General features: G+C 64.7%; 22 protein-coding genes and 5 pseudogenes. 22 read left to right on the top strand and 5 right to left on the bottom strand.

Features of this window, described 5'->3' with window-relative positions; genetic code table 11:
• Nucleotides 1–54: 54 nt before the first annotated feature.
• Entirely contained in the window at nucleotides 55–738 is a 684-nt protein-coding gene (locus tag ACP15W_RS20875; protein ID WP_424934706.1) for an IS6 family transposase, read from the bottom strand.
• Between the two features lie 303 nt (nucleotides 739–1,041).
• On the opposite strand from ACP15W_RS20875, the gene ACP15W_RS20870 reads away from it, so the two are divergent.
• The 12 genes and pseudogenes from ACP15W_RS20870 to tnpA form a co-directional block, all read left to right on the top strand.
• On the top strand, nucleotides 1,042–2,319 hold the full coding sequence (locus tag ACP15W_RS20870; RefSeq protein WP_424934792.1) for an OmpP1/FadL family transporter: 1,278 nt from the start codon (nucleotides 1,042–1,044) through the stop codon (nucleotides 2,317–2,319).
• A gap of 62 nt (nucleotides 2,320–2,381) precedes the next feature.
• On the top strand, nucleotides 2,382–4,046 hold the full coding sequence (locus ACP15W_RS20865; protein WP_424934791.1) for a long-chain-fatty-acid--CoA ligase: 1,665 nt from the start codon (nucleotides 2,382–2,384) through the stop codon (nucleotides 4,044–4,046).
• A 90-nt stretch (nucleotides 4,047–4,136) separates the two neighbouring features.
• A complete protein-coding gene (locus tag ACP15W_RS20860; RefSeq protein WP_424934790.1) occupies nucleotides 4,137–4,532 on the top strand; it encodes a MerR family transcriptional regulator in 396 nt (131 codons plus the stop codon).
• 61 nt (nucleotides 4,533–4,593) lie between these two features.
• Complete coding sequence (locus tag ACP15W_RS20855) at nucleotides 4,594–5,730, top strand: thiolase family protein (RefSeq protein ID WP_424934789.1); 1,137 nt, start codon at nucleotides 4,594–4,596, stop codon at nucleotides 5,728–5,730.
• On the top strand, nucleotides 5,730–8,054 hold the full coding sequence (locus tag ACP15W_RS20850) for a 3-hydroxyacyl-CoA dehydrogenase/enoyl-CoA hydratase family protein (RefSeq protein WP_424934788.1): 2,325 nt from the start codon (nucleotides 5,730–5,732) through the stop codon (nucleotides 8,052–8,054). Before ACP15W_RS20855 ends, ACP15W_RS20850 begins: the two co-directional genes overlap by 1 nt.
• 28 nt (nucleotides 8,055–8,082) lie before the next feature.
• Nucleotides 8,083–9,873, top strand: coding sequence for an acyl-CoA dehydrogenase C-terminal domain-containing protein (locus tag ACP15W_RS20845; protein ID WP_424934787.1), 1,791 nt, complete (start codon nucleotides 8,083–8,085; stop codon nucleotides 9,871–9,873).
• Nucleotides 9,874–9,975: 102 nt separating this feature from the next.
• Entirely contained in the window at nucleotides 9,976–10,494 is a 519-nt protein-coding gene (locus tag ACP15W_RS20840) for a thioesterase family protein (protein ID WP_424934786.1), read from the top strand.
• Nucleotides 10,495–10,521: 27 nt separating this feature from the next.
• Complete coding sequence (locus ACP15W_RS20835; RefSeq protein WP_424934785.1) at nucleotides 10,522–11,364, top strand: SDR family oxidoreductase; 843 nt, start codon at nucleotides 10,522–10,524, stop codon at nucleotides 11,362–11,364.
• On the top strand, nucleotides 11,361–11,753 hold the full coding sequence (locus ACP15W_RS20830; protein ID WP_424934784.1) for a DUF2147 domain-containing protein: 393 nt from the start codon (nucleotides 11,361–11,363) through the stop codon (nucleotides 11,751–11,753). Before ACP15W_RS20835 ends, ACP15W_RS20830 begins: the two co-directional genes overlap by 4 nt.
• Before the next feature lie 44 nt (nucleotides 11,754–11,797).
• Nucleotides 11,798–12,559, top strand: coding sequence for an electron transfer flavoprotein subunit beta/FixA family protein (locus ACP15W_RS20825; RefSeq protein ID WP_424934783.1), 762 nt, complete (start codon nucleotides 11,798–11,800; stop codon nucleotides 12,557–12,559).
• Nucleotides 12,559–13,485, top strand: a complete 927-nt coding sequence (locus tag ACP15W_RS20820) for an electron transfer flavoprotein subunit alpha/FixB family protein (protein ID WP_424934782.1) — start codon at nucleotides 12,559–12,561, stop codon at nucleotides 13,483–13,485. The genes ACP15W_RS20825 and ACP15W_RS20820 overlap by 1 nt, the downstream gene beginning before the upstream one ends.
• A 161-nt stretch (nucleotides 13,486–13,646) precedes the next feature.
• Nucleotides 13,647–13,868, top strand: a pseudogene (gene tnpA, locus ACP15W_RS20815) (IS200/IS605 family transposase); the annotation flags it as partial.
• Nucleotides 13,869–13,951: 83 nt separating this feature from the next.
• Here tnpA and ACP15W_RS20810 read toward each other — a convergent pair.
• A pseudogene (locus ACP15W_RS20810) lies at nucleotides 13,952–14,488 on the bottom strand (transposase); the annotation flags it as partial.
• Between the two features lie 244 nt (nucleotides 14,489–14,732).
• Here ACP15W_RS20810 and ACP15W_RS20805 point away from each other — a divergent pair.
• The 10 genes and pseudogenes from ACP15W_RS20805 to ACP15W_RS20760 all read left to right on the top strand — a co-directional run.
• Nucleotides 14,733–15,403, top strand: a pseudogene (locus ACP15W_RS20805) (transposase); the annotation flags it as partial.
• Nucleotides 15,404–15,446: 43 nt separating this feature from the next.
• Nucleotides 15,447–16,784 (top strand): annotated as a pseudogene (locus ACP15W_RS20800) (transposase); the annotation flags it as partial.
• 126 nt (nucleotides 16,785–16,910) lie between these two features.
• Nucleotides 16,911–17,375, top strand: a pseudogene (locus ACP15W_RS20795) (transposase); the annotation flags it as partial.
• Nucleotides 17,376–17,720: 345 nt separating this feature from the next.
• Nucleotides 17,721–18,299, top strand: coding sequence for a TetR/AcrR family transcriptional regulator (locus ACP15W_RS20790; protein ID WP_424934781.1), 579 nt, complete (start codon nucleotides 17,721–17,723; stop codon nucleotides 18,297–18,299).
• Nucleotides 18,296–19,162: an SDR family oxidoreductase gene (locus tag ACP15W_RS20785; protein ID WP_424934780.1), complete on the top strand. Its 867-nt coding sequence runs from the start codon at nucleotides 18,296–18,298 to the stop codon at nucleotides 19,160–19,162. The genes ACP15W_RS20790 and ACP15W_RS20785 overlap by 4 nt, the downstream gene beginning before the upstream one ends.
• The gene (locus ACP15W_RS20780) at nucleotides 19,163–19,495 is read left to right on the top strand and encodes a putative quinol monooxygenase (RefSeq protein ID WP_424934779.1); all 333 of its coding nucleotides are present in this window, start codon (nucleotides 19,163–19,165) and stop codon (nucleotides 19,493–19,495) included.
• Nucleotides 19,488–20,177: an SDR family NAD(P)-dependent oxidoreductase gene (locus tag ACP15W_RS20775; RefSeq protein WP_424934778.1), complete on the top strand. Its 690-nt coding sequence runs from the start codon at nucleotides 19,488–19,490 to the stop codon at nucleotides 20,175–20,177. The genes ACP15W_RS20780 and ACP15W_RS20775 overlap by 8 nt, the downstream gene beginning before the upstream one ends.
• Nucleotides 20,178–20,237: 60 nt before the next feature.
• Nucleotides 20,238–21,053, top strand: a complete 816-nt coding sequence (locus ACP15W_RS20770) for a serine O-acetyltransferase (protein WP_424934777.1) — start codon at nucleotides 20,238–20,240, stop codon at nucleotides 21,051–21,053.
• 45 nt (nucleotides 21,054–21,098) lie between these two features.
• Nucleotides 21,099–21,500, top strand: a complete 402-nt coding sequence (locus tag ACP15W_RS20765) for an SRPBCC family protein (RefSeq protein ID WP_424934776.1) — start codon at nucleotides 21,099–21,101, stop codon at nucleotides 21,498–21,500.
• A gap of 20 nt (nucleotides 21,501–21,520) precedes the next feature.
• Complete coding sequence (locus tag ACP15W_RS20760) at nucleotides 21,521–22,309, top strand: RNA polymerase sigma factor (protein WP_424934775.1); 789 nt, start codon at nucleotides 21,521–21,523, stop codon at nucleotides 22,307–22,309.
• A gap of 808 nt (nucleotides 22,310–23,117) precedes the next feature.
• Here ACP15W_RS20760 and ACP15W_RS20755 read toward each other — a convergent pair.
• The 3 genes from ACP15W_RS20755 to ACP15W_RS20745 all read right to left on the bottom strand — a co-directional run bounded on the left by ACP15W_RS20755 (nucleotide 23,118) and on the right by ACP15W_RS20745 (nucleotide 24,732).
• Complete coding sequence (locus tag ACP15W_RS20755) at nucleotides 23,118–23,528, bottom strand: hypothetical protein (protein ID WP_424934774.1); 411 nt, start codon at nucleotides 23,526–23,528, stop codon at nucleotides 23,118–23,120.
• Between the two features lie 230 nt (nucleotides 23,529–23,758).
• Entirely contained in the window at nucleotides 23,759–24,169 is a 411-nt protein-coding gene (locus tag ACP15W_RS20750) for a hypothetical protein (RefSeq protein ID WP_424934773.1), read from the bottom strand.
• Nucleotides 24,170–24,375: 206 nt separating this feature from the next.
• Nucleotides 24,376–24,732, bottom strand: coding sequence for a hypothetical protein (locus ACP15W_RS20745; RefSeq protein WP_424934772.1), 357 nt, complete (start codon nucleotides 24,730–24,732; stop codon nucleotides 24,376–24,378).
• Nucleotides 24,733–24,836: the final 104 nt, after the last annotated feature.

Raw genomic sequence — 24,836 nt, 5'->3', positions numbered from 1 at the left:
GGTTCTGTCGCAAACTTTTGTGGTGGTTGAGGGCAGGCCTTTGTCTGGACACACTTATCCTGCAAGAGCGACGAACTGCTGAAAGGCGGTCTGACCGTTGGCGGCGAGCTGGCCCTTTCGGATCATGTGAGCCGTCTCGATCCCGGCCAGGGTCGCCTGGGCCGCGGCGAAGGATTTGAAGCCCATCATCGGCCGGGTGATCTTCTTGATGAAGCGGTGATCCTGTTCGATGAGGTTGTTGAGGTATTTGACCTGCAGAACCTCGATCAGCCAGAACCAGCCGCTCAGGATCAGCAGGATGTTCATGGTCTCAAGACCCGCCAGGTTCGCTCCGCTCTTGTCGATGACGACCTTGTCCGGCCAGCCGTTGGCTTCGATCGTTCGGGCGAAGAAGGCGGAAGCGGCGGCCTCGTCACGACGCTCCGAGAGCATGAAATCAAGGGTCTTGCCGTCCCGGTCGATGGCCCGGTAATGATAGGTCCACTTGCCCTTCACCTTGATATAGGTCTCGTCCATGCGCCAGGACCGGCAGGTGGCCGACTTGCGCTTCTGCGCCTCTTCGGCGACCAAGGGTGCGTATTTCACCACCCAGCGGTTCAGAGTGGAATGATCCGCCCGAACCCCGCGCTCGAGCAGGATCTCCTCGACATCGCGGTAGGAGACGGCATAGCGGACGTAGAAATACACGGCATACAGGATCACGTCCCTCGGGTAATGGCTGCCCTTGAAATCGATCATACCGCCCACGCGCTTTCCGGACCTTCACCGCGGCGGATATAGCCGCGCAGTCGACGGCGCGAAAGACACCACAAAAGTTTGCGACAGAACCTTGGAGCCTAGGGTAGGATTTCGCCCCCTCCGCAAACACCCCCGGGATCGATGTCTCTGCCGTGGCCGATGCCGCCCCCTGGCGCGGGCAGTTATACTTACGTTACCGTTAAAGTACAGAGCTTGACGCAAACGTCAACTCATGCTAGCCCCCAGTCAAAGGCGTGAAGACCCAACACAAAAATTGCCGACATAGACACCAGGGAGGATATCTTGGCCGGACGCGCTATCCGTTTGACATTCGTGATTTCTGGGGCGTTGCTCGCCACCGCCCATGCGGGCGGCGTGAGGGCCGCCGGCTTCCAATTGCGCGAACTGAGCGCACCGGGCGTCGGCACGGCGATGTCGGGCGCGACGTCTGCCGCAACCGACTATTCCACGGCGTTCACCAACCCCGCCGGGATGACCCGCTTCGGGCGCAGCGGTGTGCAGGCCGACCTCAGCTACGTTCTCCCCAGCATCAGTTTCTCCGGGACCGGCGTCAGCCCGCTCGGAACGTTCTATGGCGGCGGCGACGGCGGCGATGCGGGCGAGGACAAGCTGGTGCCGGCCTTCTATGGGGTCTGGGCGATCAACCCGCGGCTCGCCCTCGGCCTGTCGCTCAACGCGCCCTTCGGTCTCGCGACCCAATACGATGACGGCTGGACCGGCCGATATTTCGCGCTCGAGAGCGAGATCCAGAATCCAGTCCTGACCCCGTCGCTCGCCTGGAAGGCCACCGACAAGCTCTCGCTCGGCGCCGGCATCCAGATCGGCTATGCCGACGCCACCCTGTCGCGGGCGGTCAACCTCTCGGCGCTGGGGCTGCCCGACGCCACTTCGGAGCTCAAGGGCGACGATTATGGCGTCGGCTACACCCTCGGCATGCTCTACGAGTTCACGCCCACCTCCCGGATCGGCCTCTCCTATCGCTCCAGCGTCGATTACACCCTCGACGGCAGCGCGACCTTCTCCGGGGTTCCGGACGGGGTCGCGGCGCTGGTCCCGGCGCTCAGCGACAGTGACGCGACCGCCAAGGTTACCACGCCCGACGTCGTCTCCCTCGGCGCCTATCACGAATTCAGCGAGAAATGGACAATCATGTCCGAGGTTTCCTGGACGAACTGGTCGACGTTCAAGGAACTGCGTGTGAAATTCGACGACGGGCGCGCCGACGACGTGACCGAGGAGAACTGGGATGATTCGTGGTTCTTCTCGCTCGGCGCGGAATACCATCCGTTCGAGCAGCACACCTTCCGCTTCGGCGTCGCCTACGACGAGAGCCCGGTGCCCGACGACAGCCGCACCGCGCGCATCCCGGATTCGGATCGCTACTGGCTGTCCCTCGGCTATGCCTATGATTTCGCGCCGGGCCGACGGGTCAACATCGGCTACACCCATATCTTCTTTGACGATATCGAGCTCGCCGAAGCCACGAGTTCGGGCAGCCTGACCGGCGATTATACCGGATCCGCCGATGTCGTGAGTGCCGGCATCCAGTTCAGCTTCTGACCTCCCACCAGGCGCACGCCCTGGGGCGCGCGCCCACACCTTCCCGACCAGGAGGACGCCCATTGTCTCCCAGGCCTTCCGCGCTGCCGCAGCCGCTCTACGTGCTTCTCGACGAGGCCGCTAAGGACTACGGCCACCGCCCGGCGATCAGCTTTCTCGGGGCGCGCATCACCTATGCCGAACTCGCTACCCTCGTCGACCGCGCGGCCGCGGGTTTCGCCCGGCTCGGCCTCGGCAAGGGAACGCGGGTCGGCCTTTGCCTGCCGAACTGTCCCGCCTTCGTCATCGCGTATTTCGGGGTACTCAAGGCCGGCGGAACGGTGGTGAACTTCAATCCGCTCTATGCGCCGAAGGAGCTGGAACAGCAGATCGCCGATGCGGGCGTCTCGACCATGGTCACGACCGACCTCACGCTGATCTACCCAAAGCTCAACGCCCTTCTGGGGGAGGCGGGTCTGGAGCGGCTCGTGGTGGCGCGCATGGCGGACATGCTGCCGCCGGTCAAGCGGCTGCTCTTCCCCCTGCTGAAGCGCGGGGAAACGGTCGCGGTGCCCGATGACGGCCGGCATGTCCTGTTTCGCCAGCTGCTGGACAATGACGGGTCCTTCACCCCTCCCGCCATCGAACCCGAAATCGACCTCGCGGCCCTGCAATATACCGGCGGCACCACCGGGGTCTCCAAGGGGGCGATGCTGACCCACGCGAATCTCGTCGCCAACACCGAGCAGGTGTTCGCGTGCATTCCCGATCCGCGGATGGGCGCGGAACGGACGCTGACCGTCCTGCCGCTGTTCCACGTCTTCGGCATGACGGCGGCGATGAACCTCGGTATCCGCCTGGCCGCGGAACTCGTTCTGGTGCCGCGCTTCGACGCCGCCGACATCGTCCGGATCATCGCCCGCCAGCGCCCGACATTGTTCCCCGGCGTGCCGACGATCTATACCGCGATCAGCAGCGCGGTGGAAAAGCAGCCGGCCGATCTTTCGTCGATCCGCTACTGCATCTCGGGTGGCGCGCCGCTGCCCGCGGACGTCCGCGCACGCTTCGAGGCGCTGACGGGCTGCCGTCTCGCAGAGGGCTACGGCCTGTCCGAATGCTCCCCGGTAGTCTGCGTGAACCCGCTAGACGGCGGCGCGCGCGACGGTTCGGTCGGGAGGCCCGTGCGCGACACGGTGCTGGAATTCCGCCCGGTCGACGACCCCGGCCGGCCGGCGAAACCGGGCGAGCGGGGCGAGCTCTGCGTGCGCGGACCCCAGGTGATGCGCGGCTACTGGCAGCGTGACGAGGAGAATGCCGTCCTGTTTCCGGGCGGGGCGCTGCGCACCGGCGATATCGGCTACCAGGACGAGGACGGCTTTGTCTATCTGGTAGACCGGATCAAGGACATGATCCTCTGCGGCGGCTACAACGTCTATCCGCGCACCATCGAGGAGGCGCTCCACCAGCACCCGGCGATCCTCGAAGTGATCGCCGTCGGCTTCCCGCATCCCTACCGCGGCCAGTCTCCGAAAGCGTTCGTCGTCTTCCGCGAGGGCGAGACCGCGACGCCCGAGGCGCTGCGGGCCTTCCTCAAGGACTACCTCTCCCCGATCGAGATGCCCGACGAGATCATCGTCCGCGACAGCCTGCCGAAGACCATGGTGGGCAAGCTCTCGAAAAAGGACCTGCTCGCCGAGGTCGCCGTCGAAACCGGGACGCCGGCGCCCATGACGGCCGCCGAGGGTTGAAAGGACACCGCATGTCTGCACAAATGCGCGTCGAAAAGGAGCGGCAGAAGCAGGCGGTGGCGCCGGCGGCCGCGCGGTGTGTGCTCTGGCATGTCAAGTGTATTTTCGATCTCGGATCTCGCCCGCGAGCTCGGCGTCACGCCCCGAACCATCCGCTATTACGAGGAACAGGGGCTGATCCTGCCCGAACGGGCGGGCTCGCAACGGATCTACTCGATGCGCGATCGGGCGCGGCTGATCCTGATCCTGCGCGGCAAGCGCCTCGGCTTCTCGCTGCAGGACATCGGCGAATATCTCGCGCTCTACGATGCCGATCCCGCGCATCAGACGCAGGTTTTGACGCTGGTTGGCAAGGTCCGGGCCCGGATCGCCGACCTGGAGGATCAGCTCGAGACCGTTCGGATCACGCTGGCCGAACTGCGCGAGATCGAGACGATGGCTGTCGCCGCGCTTGGCTGCGACGTTTCCGACCCGGACGGGGCGTAACCGCCCCGACACCCGTCCCGGACCCGTGCCGGACGCCCCCCTTCCACTTGGAGATGAACCGATGACACGTGTCGTTGTCGCGGGCTATGCCCGCTCGCCCTTTACCCTCGCGACCAGGGGGGCGCTTGCCCGCGTCCGCCCCGATGACCTGGCGGCCCAGGTGGTGCGCGGCCTCGTCGCCCGGACCGGGGTGAACTCCGAGGACATCGAGGATCTCCTGCTCGGCTGTGCGTTCCCCGAGGGCGAGCAGGGCCTGAACCTCGCCCGGCTCGTCGGGCTGATGGCCGGCCTGCCGCGCTCCGTCGGGGCCGCCACCGTTAACCGCTTCTGCGGCTCGTCGATGACTTCGGTCCACATTGCCGCCGGCTCGATCGCGATGGGGGCGGGCGACGTCTTCATCTGCGTCGGCGTCGAGAGCATGAGCCGGGTGCCGATGATGGGCTTCAACCCGCTGCCGCATCCGATCTTTGCGAAGTCGAACCCCGAGTTCTACATCGGCATGGGTGATACCGCCGAGAACGTGGCGCAGCGTTGGCAGATCTCGCGTGCAGAGCAGGAGACCTTCGCGCTCCGTTCGCAGCAACGCGCCGCTGCTGCGATCGCCGAGGGTCGCATCACCGATGAGATTATACCTATCACCGCCGGCGACAGCGTAATCGAGACCGACGGCTGCCCGCGTCCAGAAACAACGCTCGAAGGGCTCGCCAGTCTGAAGCCGGCCTTTTCCGCCGAAGGCCTGGTGACCGCCGGCACCTCTTCGCCGCTGACCGATGGCGCTTCCGCGGTCCTCGTCTGCTCGGAAGCCTATGCCGAAAAGGCTGGCCTGCCGGTGCTTGCCTATGTCCGCGCCGTGGCAGTTCGGGGCTGCGACCCGGAGTTCATGGGCATCGGCCCGGTCGGCGCCAGCCGCCGCGCGCTTGAGCGCGCCGGGATCTCGGCGGGGGATCTCGACGTCGTTGAGCTGAACGAAGCTTTCGCCAGCCAGTCGATCGCCTGTATCCGCGACCTCGGCCTCGACCCCAAGCGGGTCAATCTCGACGGCGGCGCCATCGCGCTCGGCCACCCGCTTGGCGCCACCGGCGCCCGCATCGTCGGCAAGGCCGCGAGCCTGCTTGCGCGTGAGAAAGGCCGCTATGCGCTGGCGACTCAGTGCATCGGCGGCGGCCAGGGCATCGCCACGGTACTGGAGGCTGCGTGATGGACGACATCCAAACCGTCGCCGTGATCGGCGCGGGCGTGATGGGCGCGGCAATCGCCGCGCATGTCGCCAACGCGGGCACAACGGTGCTGCTGCTCGACATCGTACCGGAAGGCGCGAAGGACCGCAATGCGCTCGCCGCCGGCGCCATCGCCCGGATGATGAAGGCCGACCCCGCGCCCTTCATGGGCAAGCGGGCGGCGAAGCTGGTCACCCCAGGAAACCTCGAGGACGACCTCGACAAGCTCGGCGAAGTGGACTGGATCATCGAGGCGGTAATCGAGCGGCGCGACATCAAGCAGGCGCTCTATGCGAAGATCGACGCGGCGCGCAAACCCGGCTCCATCGTCTCGTCGAACACCTCGACGATCCCGCTCGTCACGCTGGTCGAGGGCCTGCCGGAGAGCTTCCGGCAGGATTTCCTCATCAGCCATTTCTTCAACCCGCCGCGCTACATGCGGCTGATGGAGCTCGTCGGTGGCCCCGATACGCGGCCCGAAGCGCTCGAAACCATCCGCGCCTATGCCGATCACCGGCTGGGCAAGACGGTGATCGACGCCAGGGACACGCCGAGCTTCATCGCCAACCGGCTCGGGGTCTACTGGTTGCAGGTGGCGGTCGTCGAGGCGGCCGGGCGCGGCATTCCGGTCGAGGAGGCGGATCTCCTGATCGGCAAGCCCTTCGGCTTTCCCAAGACCGGCGTCTTCGGCCTGCTCGATCTCGTCGGGCTCGATCTGATGCCGCATGTCAATGCCAGCCTATCGGCCGCGCTGCCCGAGGCGGACGCCTTCCACGCGGCCAACCGGCCGGTACCGGTCATCGCCGGGCTGATCTCCGAAGGCTATACCGGCCGCAAGGGCAAGGGTGGTTTCTACCGCATCAACCGCGACGGCGGCAAAAAGGTAAAGGAGGCGGTGGACCTCGCAACCGGCGTCTATGCCAGCGCCCGGAAGCCGAAGTTGGAGGCGATCGCCGAAGCCGGCCGCTCACCCCGCGCGCTGATGGAGCACGACAGTGAGCACGGCCGCTACGCCCGCGCGGTCATGGTGGCGACGCTCGCCTACGCCGCATCCCTCGCCGGGGAAGTCGCCGACACGATCGCCGATATCGACGAGGCGATGTGCCTCGGTTACGCTTGGAAGGACGGGCCCTTCGTGCTGATCGACCGGATCGGTCCGGACTGGCTCATCGCCCGGCTGGAGGCGGACGGCGCTCCGGTGCCACCGATCCTCGAAGCCGCGCGCGGGCGGAGCTTCTACCGCGTCGAAAACGGCTCGCTCGAACAGCTCGGCCTCGATGGCGCCTACCACCCGGTGCCGCGCCCCGTAGGCGTGCTGCTCCTCTCCGATATCAAGCGCGCGTCGCAGCCGCTCCTGAAGAACGGCTCCGCCGCGGTCTGGGACATCGGCGACGGGGTCCTGTGCTTCGAGTTCACCTCCAAGATGAATTCGATGGACGACCAGATCATGGCGCTGATGGCCAAGACCCTCGGTCTTGTCCAGAAGAGTTACAAGGCGCTCGTGATCCACAACGAAGGCGCGAATTTTTCGGTCGGCGCCAATCTGGGGCTCGCCCTCTTCGCCGCGAACATTGCCGCCTGGCCGCAGATCGATGCGCTGGTGGTGGGCGGCCAGCAGACCTATCAGGCGATGCGCGCGGCACCCTTCCCGATCGTCGGCGCGCCCTCGGGCATGGCGCTTGGCGGCGGCTGCGAGATCCTCTTGCATTGCGACGCGGTGCAGGCCCATGCCGAGAGCTATATCGGGCTCGTCGAGGTCGGCGTCGGGCTCATCCCCGGCTGGGGCGGCTGCGTCGAGATGCTGTACCGCTGGCGGACCTATGGACGCCTGCCGAACGGGCCGATGCCCGCGACGGCGAAGGTCTTCGAGATCCTTTCGACCGCCACGGTGGCGAAATCCGCCGCCGAGGCCAAGGCGCTCCTGTTCCTGCGCCCCGAGGACGGGATCACCATGAACCGCGCCCGGCTGCTTGCCGATGCCAAGGCCCGCGCGCTCGCCATGGTTGAGGGCTACACTGCACCGGGCCCCCGGGACTACAGATTGCCCGGGCCGTCGGGCCGCGCCGCGCTCGACATGGCTGTCCGGAACTTCCGCCGTCTTGGCAAGGCGACCCCCTATGACGAGGTGGTGGCCGGCGCGCTCGCCGGCGTCCTATCCGGTGGGGAAACCGACCCGATCGAGGTCGTCGGCGAGAAGGAGCTGCTCGCACTCGAGCGCAGCGAATTCTCCCAGCTGGTCTGCCAGGCCGGCACGCTCGACCGCATCGAATCGATGCTCCTCACCGGCAAGCCACTGCGCAACTGACGCCCCCGGACAGGGAAAGGACTCAATCATGGCGGCTTATGCGCCCCCCCTGCGCGACATGCGCTTCGTCTATCACGAACTCCACGACTGCGGCGCGCTCGCCGCGCTGCCCGGCCTCGCCGAATTCACCGCCGACCTCGTCGATCCGGTGCTGGAGGAGGCCGGCAAGATCTGCGCCGAGGTCCTGCAGCCGCTGAACCGCCCCGGCGACGAGGAGGGCTGCCGGCTGGAAAACGGCGTCGTCTCGACACCCGCGGGTTTCCCCGAGGCCTACCGGCTGTTCCGCGAGGGCGGCTGGACCGCGCTCGCCTGCGACCCGGACTATGGCGGCCAGGGCGCGCCGGCCGTGCTCGACACGCTCATCTCCGAGATGATCTGTTCGGCCAATCTTTCTTTCGGCATGTATCCGGGCCTCTCCCACGGCGCTTACTGCGCGCTACATGACCACGCCTCGGACGCGCTCAAGGAGGCCTATCTGCCGCAGATTGTCGACGGGACCTGGGCCGGCACGATGTGCCTGACCGAGCCCCATTGCGGCACCGATCTCGGACTGATCCGCAGCAAGGCGCTCCCCTCCGATGATGGAAGCTACCGCATCACCGGCACGAAGATCTTCATCTCCGCCGGCGAGCACGACCTCACCGAGAACATCATCCACCTTGTTCTCGCCAAGCTTCCCGGCGCGCCGAAGGGATCGGGAGGCATCAGCCTGTTCCTCGTGCCGAAATTCCGGCCGAGGGAGGACGGCAGCCTCGGGCCGCGCAACGGCGTGCAGTGCGCGAGCCTCGAGCACAAGATGGGCATCAAGGCATCGGCCACCTGCGTCCTCAACTTCGACGACGCGCAGGGCTGGCTCGTTGGCAAGCCCCATGGAGGCCTGAAGGCGATGTTCACCATGATGAACAACGAACGCCTGGCGGTCGGTGTGCAGGGCCTGGGCCTCGGCGAAGCCTCCTACCAGGGCGCCGTCGCCTATGCCCGCGAGCGGCTGCAGGGCCGCGCGCTCTCCGGCACCAAAGCCGCAGACAAGCCCGCCGATCCGATCATCGTCCACCCCGACGTGCGGCGGATGTTGATGATCCAGCGCGCCACTTCCGAAGGCTGCCGGGCGCTCGCCGTCTGGGTCGCCCGCGCCCTCGACGAGCAGACCCACCATCCCGACCCCGAGACCCGCAAGGCGGCCGAGGATCTGGTTGGGCTGATGACCCCGATCGTGAAGGCGCTGCTGACCGACATCGGCTTCGAGAACGCCAACCTCGGGATGCAAGTGCTGGGCGGGCACGGCTACATCCGCGAGCACGGGATGGAGCAATATGTCCGTGACGCCCGGATCGCGCAGATCTACGAGGGCACCAACGGCATCCAGGCGCTGGACCTCGTGGGCCGCAAGCTCGGCATGAACGGCGGGCGCGCGCTGCGCCGCTTCTTCCACCCGGTCTCCGACTATGTGACCGAAAGGGCCGAGGACAAGGATCTCGCCCCCTTCGTCGGCCCGCTCGCCAAGGCCCTCGGCAGGCTCCAGCTCGCAACCGCCGAGGTCGCCCGCAAGGGTATGTCAAATCCCGACGAGGCGGGCGCAGCCGCGACCGATTATCTGCGCCTCTTTGGCCTCACAGCACTTGCCTACATGTGGGCGCGCATGGCCGAGATCGCGGCGGCGAAGGTGGCCGCCGGCGAGGACGGCAATGGATTCTATGCCGCCAAGCTCGCCACGGCGCACTTCTTCATGGACCGCGTCCTGCCGCAGACCGGCGCGCTTTTTTCCCAGATCTCGGCGGGCGCCACCTCGATGATGGCGCTCGACGAAGCGGCGTTTTGACGCGGCCAACTCGGCGGGTTCGCTCTCTCCCCCCCTAGCTGCGAACCCGCCCTTTTTTCCACGACGGCGCCGCCTGTGCCGTGTCATCCGAGGTCAAAGGACATGAATCTCTGGCTGCGTATGCTCTGGATCCTTTTCGCCGCCAGCTGCGCCCCCCGGGTCGATCCGACCGACCCCCTCCGGCTTCGCTTCCGGGTGATGCCGACCGATCTCGACATCAACCTCCACATGACCAATTCGCGCTATTTCGCCTTCATGGATCTCGGCCGAATGGACCTGATCCTGCGCTGCGGCCTCGGCCCGGCCCTGCGCCGGGACGGCTGGGCCCCGGTGATCGGCGGCTGCATGGTGCAGTTCCGCCGCCCGCTGGCGCCGTTCGAGCGTTTCGAACTGACCACGGAGGTCAAGGGCTGCGACGAGAAATGGCTCTATATCGAGCATCGCTTCTCTTCGGCCCGGGGGCTTGCCTGCGTTGCCTCCGTCCGGGGGGCCTTCCTTCGCCGCGGCGCAATCGTCCCGCCCGAACTGGTTGCCGCGCGCGGCGGCTTTCGCGACCACGTGGGCGCCGTTCCCGATAACTTGACGGCAGCATGGCAGGGCTTTCGGGCGGCCGCCGAGTAGCGCCGCACCATCTCAGGAACAGCGACAATGACCGATCTTAGCGGCAAGACCCTCTTCATCACCGGCGCGAGCCGCGGCATCGGCCGGGCCATCGCGCTCCGTGCGGCGCGCGATGGCGCTAACGTCGCGCTCGCCGCCAAAACCGAAATGCCGCACCCGACCCTTCCCGGGACGATCGGCGATGTGGCGGCCGAGGTCGAGCGGGCGGGAGGTGCGGCGCTGGCACTGCGGCTCGATATCCGCGATGCCGAAGCGGTGGAGGCGGCCGTCGCCACCGCGGCGGCTCATTTCGGCGGCATCGACATTCTCGTCAACAACGCGAGCGCCATCTCGCTCACGGGCACGGCCGAAACCCCGCTCAGGACATTTGACCTGATGATGGCTGTCAATTGCCGGGGCACCTTCGCCGTCACCCGCGCCTGCCTGCCCTACCTGCACGAGGCCGCGAACCCGCACGTCGTCACTCTCTCGCCCCCGCCGGGGCTCGACCCGGGCTGGTACGGGCCGCATGTCGCCTACACGGTGGCGAAGATGAACATGAGCCTGCTCACCCTCGGCTGGGCCGAGGAGTTCCGCCCGCTCGGCATCGCCGCCAACGCGCTCTGGCCCGCGACCATGATCGACACCGCGGCGATCCGCATGCTGGGCGACGCGGTGGATCCGGCCCGCTGTCGGACGCCCGCGATCGTCGCCGATGCCGCGCATGCGATCCTCTGCCGCCCCGCCACCAGCTGCACCGGCCGCTTCTTCATCGACGAGGACGTGCTGCGGGCGGCGGGCATCACCGACTTCTCGACCTATGCCGTCAGCCCCGGGGCACCCCTGCTGCCGGACGCCTTCCTCCCGAAAGAAAAGGAACACGTACAATGATGAGAAACCTCGCGGTCCTTGCCGTTTCGCTCGTTCTCGCCGCGCCGGCCCACGCCGCCGATCCCGTCATCGGCAGCTGGAAAACCCAGCCCGACGACAATGGCCATTTCGGGTTCGTGGACGTGGAGCCCTGCGGCGCCGAGATCTGCGGCACCCTCGTTCACGCCTTCGACAATTCCGGCAATGAGATCGCCTCCGGCGCGGTCGGCCGCAAGATCATCTGGGACATGCAGCCGGCCGGCGGCGGCAAATACGGCAACGGCCAGATCTGGTCCCCCGACCGCGACAAGACCTACGCCTCGAAGATGGCGCTGTCGGGCGACACGCTCAAGGTCTCGGGATGCGTCCTCGGCCTCTGCCGCAGCCAGACCTGGACGCGGGGAAAGTAGCCGGCCCACACGGCAAATCATTACAACAGATCAAGGAAAATGACATGAAGGTCCTCATACCCGTCAAGCGCGTGATCGATTACAACGTGAAGGTGCGGGTGAAGGCCGACGGCACCGGCGTCGATCTCGCCAACGTCAAGATGTCGATGAACCCCTTCGACGAAATTGCCGTCGAAGAGGCCATCCGTCTGAAGGAAAAGGGCGCGGTGAAGGAAATCGTCGTGGTCTCCATCGGCGTCAAGCAGTCCCAGGAAACCCTGCGCACCGCACTCGCCATGGGCGCGGACCGCGCGATCCTTGTGAAGGCCGCCGAGGACGTCCACACCGACATCGAGCCCCTCGCGGTGGCGAAGATCCTCAAGGCGGTGATCGATGCCGAGGAACCGGGTCTGGTGATCGCCGGCAAGCAGGCGATCGACAACGACATGAACGCCACCGGCCAGATGCTGGCAGCGCTTCTGGGCTGGCCGCAGGCCACCTTCGCCTCCGAGGTCGAGATCGCGGGCGATACGGCCAAGGTGACGCGTGAGGTGGACGGCGGGCTCCAGGTGATCGAGGTGAACCTTCCGGCCATCGTGACCGCGGACCTGCGCCTCAACGAGCCGCGCTACGCCAGCCTGCCCAACATCATGAAGGCAAAGAAGAAGCCGCTCGAGGAAAAGACGCCGGAGGAGTATGGCGTCGACGTCACGCCGCGGCTCAAGGTGGTCAAGACCTCCGAACCTCCGACGCGCAAGGCCGGCGTGATCGTCGGTTCGGTCGACGAACTGGTCGAGAAGCTCAAGACCGAAGCGGGAGTGATCTGATGGCGGTTCTGGTTTACGCGAAACACGACAATTCCGCGCTCAACGACGCCACCGCCAAGGCGATGACGGCCGCGAAGGCGATGGGCGGCGACATCACCGTCCTGGTCGCAGGCGAGAATTGCGCCGGCGTGGCCGAGGCCGCTGCGAAGCTCGAGGGTGCCGCGAAGGTGCTCCATGTGGAGGGCGCGCAGTATGCCCACCGCCTGGCCGAGCCGCTCACGGACCTCTTCCAGAGCCTCGCGGGCGACTACGAGCATATCGTCTTCCCGGCGACGACCACCGGCAAGAACGTGGCCCCCCGGCTCGCGGCGCTGCTTGACGTGATGGTGATCTCCGACATCACCGGCGTGGTGGACGCCAATACCTTCGAGCGGCCGATCTATGCCGGCAACGCAATCCAGACCGTCGAGAGCTCGGATGCGAAGAAGGTGATCACCGTACGCGGCGCGAGCTTCGAGGGCACCGGCGAACAGGCGCCTTGCCCGATCGAGACCGGCTCTGCTGCCGCCGACCCGGCCGTTTCCTCCTGGGTCGAGGACCGGGTGCAGGAAAGCGACCGGCCGGAGCTTGCCTCTGCCAAGATCATCGTCTCCGGCGGGCGTGGCGTGGGCTCGGAAGAGAACTTTGCCATCATCGAGAAGCTCGCCGACAAGCTCGGTGCTGCGGTCGGGGCCTCCCGGGCGGCGGTCGATTCGGGCTTTGCGCCCAACGACTGGCAGGTCGGTCAGACCGGCAAGGTCGTCGCCCCCGAGCTCTACATCGCGGTGGGCATCTCGGGCGCGATCCAGCACCTCGCGGGGATGAAGGATTCCAAGGTCATCGTCGCGATCAACAAGGACGAGGAAGCCCCGATCTTCCAGGTCGCTGATTACGGCCTCGTCGCCGATCTCTTCGAGGCCGTGCCGGAGCTTGAGCGCAGGATTTGAGAGGTGTCATGGGACCTGTGCGCGGATTGGTGTTGATTTTCCATCAATTGGATCCAAACCACCGGCTTCCAGCCGGTCCGCTTCAGCGAGAATCCTGAATGAGGACTCCCCGGATCGTGAAGTCCCCGCAGGGGTAAAACTTCAAGATCCGGGGAGTTCTCATGGCCTATTCTACTGGAAGTCATACACGATTTTACCATCGGTTTCACGTCGTCTGGGTGACGAAGTATCGATACAAGGTGCTGGAAGGGACGTTGCGCGAGAGGCTTCGTGTCATCATCCGGCAGACATGCGAGGAAATGGGAGTCCATATCGTCAAGGGTGTTCTCGCGCGCGACCATATCCACATGTTCCTCTCGATCCCGCCGCATCTGGCACTCTCGAGCGATCTCACCCTCGCCGCGCGTCCCGGCAGGACGCATTCCGACGCGCTGAAGATCAGCGACGTTTCCTTCTTATTCTGTGCCTATGCCATTGCCGCCTCCCGGAAGGGCGTGTTGCTGCGCCACATGGCATGCAATGTCACCGCCAGCTTCCGCGCCAGTGCTACCTTGGCCTTGCGCGGACTGGTTCTCGCGGCAATCGCCTTTGCCCAGTCGCGCAAGCGAGGACCCCCGAGGTTCCGGCAGAAGATCGCGTTCGCCGCTTCGAACAGACATTTTCGGGTGAACCCATCCCCGCGCTTCGAGACCCGGCCATTCCGGCTGATCTCGCCAGATTCGTAGCGTCTCGGCGTCAGCCCGAGATAGGCGCCCGCACTGGATGAGTGGCGGAAGCGCGCGGCATCGTCGAAGGCTGCGACAACCGCCAGTGCGGTGATCGGTCCGACGCCTGGGGCCGTCATCAGCAAGCGAACCGTCGCATGGCGCCTGGCAATTGCCCGAATCCGGCTGTCGAGCGCGGCAATACGGGCCAGGATGTCGCGCCTGGCCTGCATGAGCGCCTCGAAGATCGGGACGAGCTCGGGAGCGACCGCCAGTTCGCCTTGGATGATCTCCTCGGCCCGGCGCTTGAACCCTCCGACCCGCTTGCCGAATGCCGGTCGGTCTTGTTCGGCATCATCTTCAGCACGCCACTGGCGTGGCGGGCAAGCGCCGAAGCGACTGACCCATCCTGCAACGGCAGGCGCCGCATATGGGGCGTGGCGATTACGCTAAGTGGTGGTGTAGGTTCTGGCTGAGGTGGTCACCGGCGATGTTGCGGTAGGGTCTGGTTGCTGACACCAACCTGGACCGGAGATTCCACCGATGACCACCGACATGATGAACCTGCGCGACTTCGTCGAGAAGACCCCTGACGCTGATCTGCTGCGCGAGATGATCGGCTTTGCCGCCGAGCGCCTGATGGAGTTGGAGGTCGGCGCCGTGACCGGCGCGGGCTATGGCACGAAGAGCCCAGCCCGCCGCGTGCAGCGCAACGGATACCGAGCCAGGGTCTGGGAGACGCGCGTCGGGACGGTCGATGTCAAAATCCCGAAGCTGCGCAAGGGCAGCTGCTTCCCCGAGTTCCTGGAGCCGCGCCGGGCGGCGGAAAAGGCCATGACGGCGGTCATTCAAGAGGCCTATGTCCAAGGCCTGTCGACGCGTTCCTGAGCCGCCCCCTGGAAGGCGAATGGCCCTACCTCTGGCTCGACGCCACCTACATCAAGGTCCGCCGCTTCGGCCGGATCGTGAGCGTCGCCGCCATCGTGGCCGTGGCGGTCAACCTGGACGGCCGCCGCGAGGTTCTGGGCATCGCCGTCCAGCCCAGCGAGGCGGAGGTCTTCTGGGACGAATTCCTGCGCTCGCTCGCAGATCGCGGCCTGCGCGGCACTCGCCTGATCATCGCCGACAATCACAAGGGCCTGAAAGCCGCAGCCGCCAAGGTGCTCGGCGCGACCGTCCAGCGCTGCCGCGTGGGGCTGTTGAAAAACCGGCTTGATCCTGATTCTATCATCTTGGGTGGCAGTCGATGGTTGAGGCATGCTGGGGCGACAGGAGCGACGACAACTGGAGTTCTTCGTCTGCGGATCGCTGCGCGATCTTGTTCCCGATGATCACGTGCTGGCGCGGGTCGATCGGGTGCTGGATTTGTCCTGGTTGTCTGGTGAGGTCTCGGATCTTTATGCCTCGGGGATCGGCAGGCCCGGGATCGACCCTGAGGCGGCGGTCCGGCTGATGCTCGCCGGGTTCCTGCTCGGCATCGTCCACGACAGGCGGCTGATAACTGAGGCGCAGGTTAACCTGGCGATCCGCTGGTTCGCGGGCTACGGACTACAAGATAGGCTGCCGGACCACTCGTCGCTGACCCGGATCCGGCAACGCTGGGGCGCCAATCGCTTTCGGCTCATCTTTGAACGAACCGTACAGGCCTGCATCGCCGCCGGTGTCGCCAAGGGCGAAATCCTTCATGTAGACGCCTCGCTGATCCGCGCCGACGTCGCCTGGGAGAGCCTGGCCCGACAGCATGTCGAGGCGGTCTCCACGGCGAATGGCGATGCGGGTGCCGACGCGGAAGCGGCCTTAGCCAACACGAAGAAGACAGGCAGGTTCAAGAAAGTCTGTATCACCGATCCCGACGCGTCCATGGCGACCACGGCCCGCAACCGCCGCCTCGAGCCAAGTTACAAGCAGCACGGGATCGTGGACGATGTCGCTGGCGTCGTTCTCGATGTCGAAGTGACTACCGGCGAGATCAACGAAGGTCAGCAGATCCTCGACCGCCTCGATGCTGTCACGGCCACCACGGGCACCCGAATTGAAACGGTCACCGCCGATGCCGGCTACGCCTACGCCAAGGTCTTCGCAGGTCTCGAGACGCGCGAGATCACCAGCATCATCCCGACCAAGGCCGAACCGATCCGCTCGAAGGTCCCGTTGCGGCGGTTCCGCTACGACGCCAAGCATGACCATGTGAAGTGTCCCCGCGGAAAGATCCTGCGCCCCAACAAGGCGAAGATCAAACACGGGCGGTTCTTCGCGTCCAAGGCGCGGGACTGCAAGGGCTGTGATCTCGCCGCAATCTGCCTGTCGCCCTCACGCGTCACAAAGTCGCTGGTCATCGTTCATGACTATCCGGCGCTTCTGCGCGCCCGCCGTCGTCGGGAGCGATGGAGCGAACTCGAGAAGCAACTCTACCGTCGCCACCGCTGGCGCTCCGAGGGATACCACGGTGAGGCGAAGACCTGGCACGGGCTGGCGCGAGCGGTCAGGCGCGGGCTCCAGAACATGCGGATCCAATCCTTCCTTACCGCCGCCGCGATCAATCTCAAACGTCTGGCGGCTGCCTTTCTTGACTTCGTCCTCGCCCTAATGGACGTGCAAACGCGCCCTTTTAGCGGCTTGAGCGTCTGACCCGGGACAAATCCTCTGCAAAAGGAAACCGAGGCGCAATTCCAGGGCAATAACTCCGGGGCCGACGCGAAAGCCATATTCTTCAACAGCCCCCGCGTCCATTTCATGCGCAATGCGCTGGCCCATGTCCAGAAGGGACAGCATACCGTCGTGGCTGCCGCGATCCGCCAGGCCTTCGACCAGCCCGACCGGGAACGCGCGCGCGAAACCTGGCGTCACGTCGCCGACCAGGTCCGCGCACGGTGGCCAAAGCTCGCGGCATTGATGGACGACAGCGAGCACGACGTGCTGGCCTACATGGCCTTTCCGCGCCAGCACAGGGACAAACTGCATAGCACGAACCCAATTGAACGTCTGAACAAGGAGGTGAAACGCCGAGCTGACGTCGTCGGCATCTTTCCCAACGAGGCTTCCATCGCCCGCCTGATTGGCGCGGTTCTGTTGGAGCAGAACGATGAATGGCAGACCCAGCACCGCTACATGCAGGTCGAGGCTTTCGCTCAGATCGATGCCGTCGAGAAAGACCCTATTCTAAACATTGCAACAGAAGCCGCCTGATCATGACCTCAGGCCATCTCGCTTTTCCACCACATTGACGGACATGACCCGTCCTTCGAGCCCAACTTTTTCAGCAGCCTGTTTTAGTTTACGGATGCGCCGCAGCGCATTTGGCAACATCCGCAAAGGCCAGCACTCCGCAGATCGCAACCTCAGCAAAGTCAACCACCTGGCGGGTCTCATGACTATCCCGCTACCCGGCCACCAGACGCTGCTTTCCTCATGAGGAGGTAACGAGAGAGTGACAAAACAACTTCTTTTCATTAAAAAGAGACTGGTCTACTAATCACCTGAAAGCAACCGGAGGGCCCGAGGGTGGCACGTCCTAAAGATCTGAAAACACATATGTCGCACCGCGAAAAGCTCCTGGATGCGGGCGAACATGCCTTTCGGGAGACCAGCTTTTCCGAGAGCGGGATCAACGAGATCCTCGCAAGCTCGGGTGTGCCAAAAGGCTCTTTCTATCATCACTTCCCTTCCAAAGAGGCTTTCGGGATCGCGGTGGCCAATCGCTACAACGAAGGACAGGTCGCTGCGGCCAAGGATTGTCTGGAAGACCCGTCACGTCCCCCGATCGACCGCCTGCGCGCCTTCTTCGAGGGCGCCCGAAAGGACATGGGGACCCGCAAGTTCCAGCAGGGATGCCTGATGTGCAATCTCTCGACCGAGCTTGCCGACGAAAGACCCGCGTTTCAGGCCGTGCTGGACACACATTGGCACAACATGACCGCCGTGGTGGCAGAATGCCTGGCCGAGGCCGATCTGTCCGACCTCGGCCTGGACCATCTCACCCCGGCACAGGCCGCTGACTGGCTGATGAACGCCTGGAGCGGGGCCCTGACGCGCATGAAAGTCTGCGGAAATGACGAACCCCTCGCCCTCTTCATGCAATCCGTTTTCAAAACAAAGGACCTGCAGCAATGACCTCCAAGACAATCCTCATCACCGGTGCAAGCCGCGGCATCGGTCTGCTCACGGCCAAGGCGCTCGCCGCGCGCGGCCACACTGTCTACGCCGGACTGCGCGATATGACCGGGCGCAATAGCGCAGCCGCGGCCGAACTGGCGGCATTTGCGGGTGGTCGCATCCTGCCTGTCGACCTGGATGTAACGGATGACACCGGCTGCGCCAATGCGGTGGCGAAGATCGAAGCCGAGGCCCCGATCGACGTTCTGATCAACAACGCCGGTATCATGCCTGTCGGCCTGACGGAGGCCTATACGCTTGAGCAGGCCAAGGATCTGTTCGACGTGAACGTCTACGGCATCATGCGGATGAGCCGCGCTGTTCTCGGGTCGATGCGCTCCAGAAAGTCTGGCCTGATCATCAGCCTGAGCTCGGTTGCAGGCCGCTTTGGGATGCCCTACTTCGGCCTCTACTGCGCCAGCAAATGGGCGATGGAAGCCTATTGCGAGTCACTGCACTACGAACTCGAACCTCTCGGCATCGAGTCCATTCTGGTTGAGCCGAGCGGCCACGGAACCGACCTTGTCACGACGGCTCCTGCCCCTGCCGATGTGCCGCGCGTGCAGGACTACGGGGATCTGGCCAAGGGACGGGACCGTCTTCTCGGGATGTTCCAGGGCATGTTCGATCAGGGCGATGCCAGCACCGATGCCGTCAACGTCGCAAATCGCATCGCCGACCTTGTGGACATAGACGCGCCCCGTCCGATCAGAACGCAGGTTGGCCACGACATGGGGGTTTCTGCCGTCAACGATGCCGTTCTGCCGATACAGGCCGAGCTGATCAAGGGCCTGAAACCGGTCTACTCGGGAGCCATGTAAATGCCCGACACCAAAGCCAAACTGTTCCTCTTCGCCGAGATCCAGACAAAGCCTGAGCATTTCGACGATGCCAAAGCCGCTTTGGACGCGCTCATTCCGCTGACGCTGGATGAACCGGGGTGCCACGTCTTTTCGGCCTTCGCCAGCAAGGACCGCAGCAACACGTTGCATCTGTTCGAGTGCTTTGACGATGAGGAGGCCCTGACCTTCCACTATGCGCAGGACTACACGGCAAGCGTTTTCAAGAAATACGAAAGCTGGCTGGCCGCGCCGGTGGAAGTGACCAGGATGTCGGCCTCCTCTCAGGTGAGCTGGGAGCAGTTCCATGGCTAAAGTGGCACTCATTGTCGGTGCAGGCCCCGGTCTCGGGGCCTCACTGGCCAGAACATTCGCGCGGGATGGCTATGGCGTGGCGCTTGCGGCGCGGCGATCAGGGTCGTTGCAAGACCTCTGCGCAGAGATCGGGGCAAAGCAATACGTCTGCGATGCCTCAGACGCCGGGAGCGTCAACGCCCTGTTTGCCCAGGTGGACAACGATTTGGGGCCGCCGGATCTGGTTGTGTATAACGCGGCCGGCTATACGCGGGGGTCCATTGCGGAGCTTGACCTGGATGCCGTTCGCGCAACCTTGTCGGTGAATGGCTGGGGGGCACTGGTCGTCGCCCAGGCCGCCGCACAGCGGATGATCGCGCGGGGGAGTGGCACGCTGCTCTTCACCGGCGCCTCCGCAGGGCTGAAGGGCTTTGCACATTCCGCACCTTTTGCGATGGGAAAATTCGCGCTGCGCGGACTTTGCCAAAGTCTCGCCCGCGAGCTCGCGCCACAGAACATCCACGTCGCGCATGTTGTCCTGGATGGCGTGATCCTGCGGCCTGATCGAGGTGATCCCTACGCAAACCCAGACACGACGCTGCACCCCGATGAGATCGCCCGCACCTATCTTGAGCTGTCCCGACAGCACAAGAGCGCCTGGACCTATGAAATCGAGCTGCGGCCCAATGTCGAAACCTTCTGATGCCCTCTCAGACGTCAGGACTCCGGCAGGTTGGATCGAACACCTGGGGTTGGGTCTACCATGTTGCTGACACTGGGAAAGACCAACGAGATCTCAAGGCAATCCATGTTCGAGATCTGTGTGACGGCGGTCCATCAGCTGCGCGCGCGGGAACCGATCCTGGCGACGGTTCTTGCGCCCCTTGCCGAGGAGGCCCCATCGCTGGAGGGGATGTTGGCGCGTCACCTGTGGGCGGTGCTTCATGCGCCAGGCATTGAGATCTCCGCTTTGTCGGATCTGTTTACCGACGTCCTGCAGGCACATCCCTCTGTTACGATGCAGGCCCATCGCATAGCGCATCGCCTCCTGAAGGACGGGCGCGCGGACCTCGCCGGCTGGCTGGCCAACCGGATGTCCCTGGTTCTGGGTCCCGATATTCACCCCGCCGCCCGCCTTGGACACGGCATTCTGCTCGACCACGGGGCCGGCGTCGTGATCGGTGAGACGGTGGTGATCGACGATAACGTCTCGATCATTCAGAACGTGACCCTGGGCGGCACCGGCAATGAGACCGGGGACCGACATCCCAAGATCGCACAGGGCGTCATGATCGGCATGCGGAGCCAAGGTTTTGGGAAACGTCAAGATCGGAGCCATGAGCCAGGTTGCCGCCGCCAGCGTTGTCCTGAAAGACGTGCCGCCAAACAGCGTGGTCGCTGGCGTTCCCGCGAAAGTGGTGCGATGGCACGACGCGGCGCAAATGCCATCGCGCTCAATGGACCAACAGATATAAGGCCGTTCCGGGCCGCCGTGGGTGTGCTCCGGGTAGTGCGACACCACCGAAATTTTTTCCAACTTTCTTTGTCACAGGTCCCCGCGCCCCCGCCTCTTTCTTGACACGCGACCGGGATTGGCTCGGCGCAGGTCACAGAGGACGAACAGATGAAGACCCATGACGTTCAATCCATCAGCATCGCCAAACCCCAAGCGGAGGTGTTTGCCTATGTCTCGAACCCCGCGAACCTGCCGGAATGGACCAACGCGTTCAAATCCGCCGACACTGAGCGCGCCGAGTTGGTCACCCCGAACGGGGTAGTTCCGATCCAGTTGGAAACCCGCGCCTCGGGTGAGGACGGTACGGTCGACTGGATCATGACCTTTCCCGACGGCTCAAAGGGTGCGGCCTATTCGCGGGTAACCGAGGATGGGAACGGCAGTTCGATCTATTCCTTTGTTCTGATGGCACCGCCGGTGCCGCTCGAGATTCTGGAGGGCGCCTTGGACGAGCAGAAAAAGATCCTGGCCAAAGAGTTGGTGTCGTTGCGCGAGCGGTTGGAGGCATGATCCGTCTAGATCCCGAACAGGTGAGCGCCGCGCGGCAAGGGGACCACGCGGCGCTGGCATCGCTGGTGCGGTCGCTGCAGCGCCCGGTCTATGGGCTGGCCATGCGGATGCTGGCGCATCCCGCCGATGCAGAAGACGCCACGCAGGAAATTCTCATCAAGATCATCACCCATCTCGGCACGCTCCGCGACGACCGGGCCGCCGGGGGCTGGGCGCTGAAGGTCGCCTCCCGTCATCTTGTCGGGATGCGCAAGCGCAGCCGGGTCGAGGCGATGCGGATGAGCTTCAGGGATTTTGCCGAGGATCTGGAAACCGGGCTGGCACATCCGCACGACGATCAGACCGACAGCGTGATGACCGACATCGCGGTCGAGGAGATCAAGATCGGTTGTACGCTGGCGATGCTGACCTGCCTCAGCCGCAGCCTGCGCATCGCTTATGTGCTGGGTGACATCTTCGAGATGTCCGATGGTGAGGCGGCTGAGACGCTCGAGATCTCCCCCGCGGCCTACCGGCAGCGGCTGAGTCGCGCCCGGCAGAAAGTCACACGCTTCGTGAAGACGTCTTGCGGTGTGGTGTCGAAAAACGCCGCCTGCCGATGCGAAAAGCGCCTGACGGCAGCGCAGGGCAGCGGCCGGGTCACCTTGGGCTCCCCGGCGTTCGGTCTGGCCGCCCCGACCATGGATATACCCGAATTGCGGCGCCAGATCAGAACATTGGAAGAGGGGAGGCGGGCCGCCGCGCTGATGCGCTCGAACCCATCCTTTCCGACCATTGTCGGCGATCTGATCTTGGAGTGCCTGAATTGACACTGCCAATGTCACGTCCCCAATGCGCCCTGATCGTTGTCCGAACGGTGGATTCAAACCTTTCGATCGTCGAATGACCCGACCCATCAACGCATCATACAAAAGCGGAAACGCGGCTCTCTCCCGCAGAGCGTGAGCCCGCCCTACCACCAATGTTGCAGGTGCAGCCAAAGGCAGCAATGGTTGGCCGAGCCGCAGCATCAGTAGAAGTGATCGAACGTCTGCCCGGGGCCATTCGTGTCCCACATAAATCGGCCTTATCCGAGCCCCACCCCCTCCCTTCGCAGTTCCGCCTTTACACGAAGTGTGACATGCGCCGGCACGATCTGGACCACAGGCAGTGTCTCGAAGTCCACGGCCAGCGCCTTCTGTTCGATCGACGACCACGGACAGGTTCTGCTGCATGGCAGACCAGCCTCGGAGCGTACAACACCGCAAGCGTTGATCGGGACTATTTTTTGCGCGGGCGTCATACGCATGTAGCGTTCCCGGCCGACAAGATACCCTCTCTGGGCCAAAGCTGCGACCGCATCTCCTCCCGGGCTCGACCGGGCCAGCCCCATCGCAACGATAAGCCAGCGGTATCTTTCTACAATTTTGGGGTTTTCCTTCCCATTCAAATGGACGTTCCCTTCGCCATACACCGTGCGCCGCGCGAGCTGCCTTGCGTTCCACCGAGCAAGTTCGAAGGCCCTTTGCCGGTTCGCTAAGGCGGTGTTCCGTGCCTGGTCTGGCGCCTTCGGGGCGGGCCACGAGACCGGATCGATTGGCATCCGACCGGTAAGCGGTCCTCCCGTCGGTGTCTGTGTCATGCATGCCCCCCTGCCCGTCCACGCAGGACCTTTCCTCTCTTGATCGACTGCAGGGCTTCGATCGCGCAGTCCAGAGCATTGGCACAAATCTGGGCATCGACGACTTGCGGCGCGTCCGGATCGCATTCAACAACGAGATCGCCGTCGCCATAGACCGCTGGCAGACTGCCGCTCACATAGTTCGAAATCAGGTCCCGCAGCGCGCGCAGATCCTCGAGATGCTCGAGGGCCTCCGCCCCTCGTGTCACGGACGCAACCACGGCGCGGGCCCTCGCCTCTCCGTCGGAACCGCCCAAGGTGCCCGCGGTGGCGATCAGGATCTCGCCATGATCGCAAAGCCATTCGTAGAAAGCCGCGGCCACGCGCGCTGCCCGGATCTCACCGGGCAGGATATCTTGATGGTGCATGTCGTGTCCCATTCCAAAAATTGAGCAACGGCACGTTCTGCGCCGGTCCGGCAGGGCCGGGCCTTCTGTCAATTTTCGGGCCAGGCGTTTCTGGGGCAGAGGCCGACGTCATGGGGCTGGCGTCTGGCTCTCTCGCATCCTCGTCGCCAGGGGTGCGGGAGAGCCGGGTTCATCGGACCCTGGGACCAGTCATCTACCGGTCCGTTTCCATAAGCGCGGGAGACCGGCGCTCAGACGGAACGTTGCGCGAGATCCTTCCTGACTGCGGCAGCTATGGCCGAAGCCCGGACCAGGTCGCGCGCCTCCTGGATGAACAGCCGCAACTGAACAACAGCCACGCGGACGGAGCGGATCCACTCGCCATGGTCGGTCAGGCATCGCCGGGTATAGAAGTCGCCGCCTTCATCCCAGCATTCCTCGACGCGCTGCTCGGCCTTTAAGGCCGCTGCGAGTGCAGCGGAAAGCTCCGCAAGGTCGTCCAGGACGGTGCTGTCGAACAGCGCATCCCGTCCCGGGTCGCGCGGCGGCGTGGCCCGGTCGATCAGCGCCAGAAGATCCGCGTCGAGACCGGCCGGCCGGGACCGCATCGCGTCATGGATCTCGCTGATAGTCTCGAGAGCGGATGTAATCGCGTCGGTCATGCGATCCGCGTGTTTCTCATTCAACATGTGTCTACACTTTCATTAATGACGTAAATTCAGATGGTTCGTCGCTTCTGGAGCTGCGGCATGGCCGCACCGCCCGCGCTGCTTGCGCACATGCGACCGCGCCGGGGGACCGCGAGAATTCGGGCGGGCGGGCGGACTGCGCAATTGCCCCCGATGGATGGAAAACGAAAGGACCGGGATCATGACGAAGGGCGCCTCGCGGCTTGCGCCAGTGCAAGACGCGTATCCCGGTCGTCGAGGAGGGAATTCAGATGCCGGGTGATGCGACGCGCACTCTCGTCGACATCACAGACGCCGTCCGAAAGCGCGGCGATGATGCGGTCCAGTCGCCACCGTTGGGGCTGTGACCGCTTGCGGCGCCGCCGCCTCGCAAAAGCTCGTGCGGCGCAAACACTGGCGGGATTGCCCAGCCCCAGGCGGAGCATGAGCATGAGCATGAGCATGAGCATCGTGCTGCATGTCTTGCCGGCCGTTGCACGCGCCGTTCGGACCAGTGTGTCCCGAATTGCGGTGCGCGCATCTGTCGTCGTCTTCATGAGCTGTCCCCCCTTGTTGAGCCCGCCGCCCCGTCATGGGGCAGCTTCAGGCGTCAAGGAGGGCTGGGAGGCCCAGGCTCCGCTGGCGCGGTGATGCGCCAGCG

The sequence above is a fragment of the Amaricoccus macauensis genome, from assembly GCF_049800915.1.
Taxonomy (GTDB): domain Bacteria; phylum Pseudomonadota; class Alphaproteobacteria; order Rhodobacterales; family Rhodobacteraceae; genus Amaricoccus; species Amaricoccus macauensis_A.
The sequence above is the reverse complement of the archived record's forward strand: the minus strand, read 5'-3'. Positions and strand labels throughout refer to the sequence as shown.